Annotated in this window: 6 protein-coding genes; 4 read left to right on the top strand and 2 right to left on the bottom strand. The window is 39.6% G+C overall.

Annotated elements, in window-relative coordinates; genetic code table 11:
• The 4 genes from ACFIJK_RS08730 to ACFIJK_RS08715 all read left to right on the top strand — a co-directional run.
• On the top strand, window positions 1-713 hold a 713-nt coding region (locus tag ACFIJK_RS08730), incomplete at its 5' end, for a DUF3792 domain-containing protein (protein ID WP_375627524.1).
• Window positions 714-1,026: 313 nt separating this feature from the next.
• Window positions 1,027-2,220 carry an MFS transporter gene (locus ACFIJK_RS08725; RefSeq protein WP_375627523.1) on the top strand — a complete coding sequence of 398 codons (1,194 nt, stop codon included), beginning with the start codon at window positions 1,027-1,029 and terminating at the stop codon, window positions 2,218-2,220.
• Between the two features lie 224 nt (window positions 2,221-2,444).
• A complete protein-coding gene (locus tag ACFIJK_RS08720) occupies window positions 2,445-3,119 on the top strand; it encodes a hypothetical protein (protein ID WP_375627522.1) in 675 nt (224 codons plus the stop codon).
• Between the two features lie 10 nt (window positions 3,120-3,129).
• Window positions 3,130-4,302 (top strand): class I SAM-dependent methyltransferase, encoded by a 1,173-nt coding sequence (locus ACFIJK_RS08715; protein WP_375627521.1) that lies wholly within the window; start codon window positions 3,130-3,132, stop codon window positions 4,300-4,302.
• A gap of 166 nt (window positions 4,303-4,468) precedes the next feature.
• Here the strand turns inward: ACFIJK_RS08715 and ACFIJK_RS08710 are convergent, their stop codons facing one another.
• Both ACFIJK_RS08710 and ACFIJK_RS08705 read right to left on the bottom strand, forming a co-directional pair.
• Window positions 4,469-4,792 carry a helix-turn-helix domain-containing protein gene (locus ACFIJK_RS08710; protein WP_015856199.1) on the bottom strand — a complete coding sequence of 108 codons (324 nt, stop codon included), beginning with the start codon at window positions 4,790-4,792 and terminating at the stop codon, window positions 4,469-4,471.
• 1 nt (window position 4,793) lies between these two features.
• Window positions 4,794-5,144, bottom strand: a complete 351-nt coding sequence (locus ACFIJK_RS08705) for a type II toxin-antitoxin system RelE/ParE family toxin (RefSeq protein ID WP_041581387.1) — start codon at window positions 5,142-5,144, stop codon at window positions 4,794-4,796.
• Window positions 5,145-5,377 lie beyond the last annotated feature (233 nt).

Raw genomic sequence — 5,377 nt, 5'->3', positions numbered from 1 at the left:
ACGTGGTTTCTAGTACAGCAAAGATAGGAGCTAAAACGGCTCTAGAAAACAGCTCTATGATCCAACAAACCGTAGACAGCCTCAAAACCAATATTTCCCCTATACTTGCAAACTTAAACAGCGAAAGTCTTGAAAAGTTTTTTGCAAAAAACAGTGACAATGGCATCAATTTCGATCAACTTTCGAGTGAATTGCGCACCCTTCTCAATAAAAGCGACATTCCTGCTCTCAACCCTAATCGCTTAAAACAAACCTACCAAGCTGCACTGAACGATATTGGTTCTGCGATAACAGCTTTCAAAAATGATCCTTCTCACTATCGTACCACTTTAAAAAATCTTGGTGAGCACCTGTCTGATCGTGTAGAAGATCTCACGACAAAATTTGATCGAAGTGATATCATCAAGGCCCTTATGACCGATGGCATGTCCCGTTCGGACGCACAAACAGCAGTAAACCGTGCCGTTCATATTTATCAAAGCGCAGAGGAAAAAACCGGAAAAGCCATCAAAGCCCTTGAAGAACAGGCAGAAACACTCTCGGACAATCTTGAGGATACGATCAAGGGCGCCAAAAACACTGCAACTAAAGCCACAAAAACAGCCTCCAATATGGGGTGGTGGGGCTTTTTAGGCAGTCTGATAGGTGCCATTATTTCCAGTGTTTTTGGCTACTATGGTTACAGAAGCCGTAAGGATACTTTCATGCTTTAAAACGTCTACCTCTAAAGCAAATACATAAAAAGCTGCACGCATAGTGCAGCTTTTTTGTGAAATTTTCTGATTGCCCTTTTGTATCATTGTCTCTCATATCAGAAAATTTCGCCAGCCCATAATCCTTCAATATTCCCCTTTCAAAAAACATAAGGAGCTGCTCATCACTGCCAATAGGCATTGTGCTTGTTTTGAAGAGAGCTCTGAAAACTTCCTTTCTCAACTGATCATCAAGAAAAACTAGACAAAGCGTGGGATATCCCATAAACACGCAGAAGAAAATTGTACCTTTAGTCTCTTGGGGAGGAGCATTGTGACAAAGAAAAAATCCATGATTTTCGCCCAAACTGGGCTTTTTTTCGTTTTAGGCTTTAGCAGCTTTGCCGATGAAACAGCACAAGTTACATTTGCTCTACACTTAGCAGAAAGCACAGCTTCTATTTCAATGCTGCTGTTTGCAGGGCTTATCGGGGCAATTTGTGCCGGACCCATTGCACCACGCCTCTTGCATCGCTTCCAACCAGTACACACAGTCACTGTTGTTTTATTGTTTGAAGCGCTTTTCATAGCCGCAGCTGCAATCGCAAACCAGTTTTGGCTTTATATTGCCCTTTCTTTCGCACTAGGTTGTGCTGGTTCAATCTTTTGGTCTGCTATTCTTGTTGCGGTACCTGACTTCGCAAAAAATGAACAGCAATTAGACAGTATCAATCGCATTATCCAAACAGTTCGTAATCTTGGCTATATTGCCGGACCACTCCTAGGGGGTGTGTTGTATGGTCTATCGAACGGGCAAAAAGGATTGTTTGCACTTTCAATCATGGTTCTTTTTGCTACCTTTATCACTCTCTTCTGTTTTAAAAGTTTAAAAATTCATACACAAAAGACAGATACATCGCAGCAAACCAAAAAAGGACTAGATTTAGCGGGTCTCTTGCGCAAAAAAAATGTCGTCTATGCTCTTGCGCCCCTCATCATCACTATTATCCTCACCTCTGCTCTCAACGTCTTATCGATTGTCCGCATTCGTACCGATCTCAACTTAAGCGCTGAAACCTATGGGGTGATCACAAGTATGCTAAGCCTAGGCTTAGTGGTTGGTCCACTCTGCTTCTCCAATCTTTTCCACCATTTTGGCAATGCCGCTGGTGCATCACTAGCTGCCGCAACCATTGGCTTTGCAATTTTCTGTTTTTCCTTAACAAACTTCACATGGCTGATGATGCTATCATTTTTCATCCTTGGGAGTGCCAATGGTGTGCAAAATGCCTTAATGGCAAGTTTTATGATGAAAGCCATCCCCAAAGAACAACGAAACAGTCAAATGCCTGCCTATATCTTCATCATACAGACATCCGTATGCCTTGGCTTTCTAGGAGCCGGCTTTGTAAAAGTGCATCATACCCAAAGCACACTGTTTATCATTGGCATCGCCACAATGATCGCAGGCATATTAGGTTTTATTGTGAACAGTGCCGTACAAAAAAAAGAAACAGAGAGAATTTGATAATGGTTAGTGGACGAGGCGTTTTTCTCAAGCAAACCATACACCCCAAAAGGACATGACAATCACCACCCTATCAAATTTCAATAAAATCCTTATCAAATCGTTGTATCCCATGCAACCCCATACCAACCCAATAGGACTTTGATAAACCACTCTTTAATGTAGAGCAACTAATAACCCTCCCAAAAACTTGATATTTTAAAGTAAAAAAAAACGATAACATCATGCAACAAGACCCTATAGGCTTAAACTTTTACAATGGAACAGGTGGTTATGTATGGCAACTGGCAGACACCATGCAACATGACTTGAATGAAAACATCCACACCCTTGAATTGCAAAAACCAACACCACCCATAGCCATCAATTCTTTCGCTGTCTACCCACGTGAACTCAATCCTTTATCACGCGTTCAATGGGCAAAAGACGTACAGATAACGAGAAATAAACCAGCTTTAATTGGAAAACGGCAAATACAACCTGTAACCGTCGTTTCTACAAAAGGAGCGGCATTTGGCGGATTCGACTTTCCCACATTTGAAGCACTTCGTGAAGGCTGCCTTGTCCAATCACTAAGAGAAATACAATTCTATAGTACTCTTCTTGCCTCTGGAAGTCTTTTGATATCACTGCTACGACACGGTCTCATCGAAACAGATCAAAAAGCATTTTCAGAAAATGATGCAACCGCTCTTTTACGAGAGCCAACATGTATTATCATAGATTCTTCTCTTGGCAGTCTTGCCATTAATCAACTCAATGGGCGTACAATCCGGCTTCATGAAAAAACAAAACATCTCTTGAAGCAAGCCACCACACCAATACGTATTCAATATCCGCTAGAGGATTCAATAAAGTTTTTTATAAAAGCAGGAATGCTACGATTGGTAAAATTATAAGGATAAAAAGATGCAGCTGATAAGACCTGGCATGGGAACAGAAAATAGTGCACAGCTCATTTATGCGCTTATTCAAATGGCAAGACCGCGCACAGTCATTGAAATCGGTGCTGGTGATAGTACGCGCTTGATTGCTAAAGCACTGCAAAAAGCAAAACAAGCATGGCAACAAGATAAAAAACTTTTAGAATCCTCCACCTGGGAAGAGCGCACAGCTTTGCTTGCCCCTTCAGGAATCCTTGAGAATTACGAACCTCGGCTTATCACCATTGATGATTTTACAGTCGAAGGTCAATCAGCAGAAGAAGCATGGCAAAAACTGCTTCAAGACGGTATTGAAAAAGACATGGTAACATTTATCCATGAGAATTTCTTCTCTCTCGATGATGAAACGCTCAAATCTTGGGGACCAATAGATTTTGCTTGGCTTGATGCTGGTACTCCCGCAGATGATGTGCGATTTGTTATAACCCTTTGGGAACACATCACCGCGGGTGGTTATCTTTGTCTACATGAACCAACCATGACCTCAACCGTTGCGCTTAATGGGGCACAGCGGGTGCGACGTGTCAGAACCCCTTTGTGGGAAGAAATTCTCTACCGGCTTGATGGCTCCTATGAAGCTTTAACACTCCCCGAAAACCACAAATATCGCCAAAGTGGTCTGGGGATTATTCGCAAACGCACCTCTGCGGAACAAATTGTACGCGCACAATCGCTACAAGCAGAACTCATAGAAATCAATGAACTGCCCATTCGAAATGATATTTTGCCCATGGGAAAAGAAGCACTTCACAAACGCAGCACACGCAATTCGCTGATCTCTGCCATGACCTCACCGACACTACGCGCTGTTTATGCCGCCATTATCCTTGGTGCAAAAAATCTTACTGATATCCTCAAACATGTCGATTCAGATGCCAAAACCATTCATAAATCCATCAATCGCCTTTTGAATCTCGGACTTATTCACAACACAACAGAAGGATTTCAAGCGAGAGATACATTATGGCAAGCGCTAGAAGAAAAAAATGAACGGAATAGGGAAAATTTAAGCGACCGCCATTTAGAAACAGAAGAGATGCTATCAAAAATTGGTGAAGCCTTTCAAAAGGAAAAAATCTATAGCGAAACGGAAGTTTCCAAGATATGCAATCTCTTTACGGTAGACTTTGCCCGATGATAATAACGCATTATATATAAAAATACAATAAAGTCAATGGTTTGTGTGCAATTGTTTTATAAGAATCCACTTAAGAATCCACACTTTTATGCATGATTCATTTGACCATTTTTTATATAAGATTGCCATGTATGAATAGACCCCAAAAAGCTAATCATAAAGAAGTTTAAGAAGAAAAAACAACTTCAAAATGTCCTTCAAGCGTTTTAACTTCTTTCGGATTAACAATAATCTTTATATCGTTTCCCAATTTTGCCAAACACTCAAGCATTTTCATTTCACTAATTCCTCGAAATTCTCCACTTAAGAGTTTAGACAATTTGGGTTGAGTCATTTTCAAAAGTTGACTAGCCTGTTTTTGTGTTAAGTTCTTTTCTTTCAGAATTTGACTAATCTTATGAGCAAGTTGCGCTTTGATAAGCATCTCTCTGGAATCTGAAAAGCCAAGATCCGCATAAACATTGGAACTACCGTGAAAAACATTGATCATTTTAATTCCCTTCTAATTGTTCTGCTAACTTGAGACGTTCTTTAATCAGATTAATGTCTGGTTTTGGTGTTGCAATGCCACGGGTCGATTTTTTCTGAAAACAATGCAACACATAAAGAGATTTTTTATATTGTATCGTATAAACAGCGCGATAAGTTCCTTGAATATCGCGTTCAATAATTTCTAGAACATTGGCAGATCCAAACCCCTTGAGAACCTTAACATTTTCTCCTCTATCTCCTATCTGAGCAAGATAAAGAGCATAACCAATCCTTTGTTGAATAAGATCAGGAAGACTTTTTATATCTTTGAGTGAAGAACCAAGCCATATGATACGTTTTATTTTACTCATGATTATTAATATACCCATATGGATATATTTTCAAATATTTATTCTAATTTTGTGATTTTTTAATAACTATTATTAATAAAATTGACTTGATAAAAATGATAACAAAAAACCATAATTGTTTATTTGTTTTATGAAAAGCTGCTTTTAAAAAACAACGCTCGTAAATGTAAAAAACCATTTTGTTATAAGATATTCACTTAATATGCATGTTCTTTTGATTGGATTGTTAAAGC

The organism is Bartonella sp. PS17NMGDW (assembly GCF_042193555.1).
Lineage (GTDB): Bacteria > Pseudomonadota > Alphaproteobacteria > Rhizobiales > Rhizobiaceae > Bartonella > Bartonella grahamii.
Note: the sequence above shows the minus strand (reverse complement) of the source record. Positions and strands in the feature narration are given on the sequence as shown.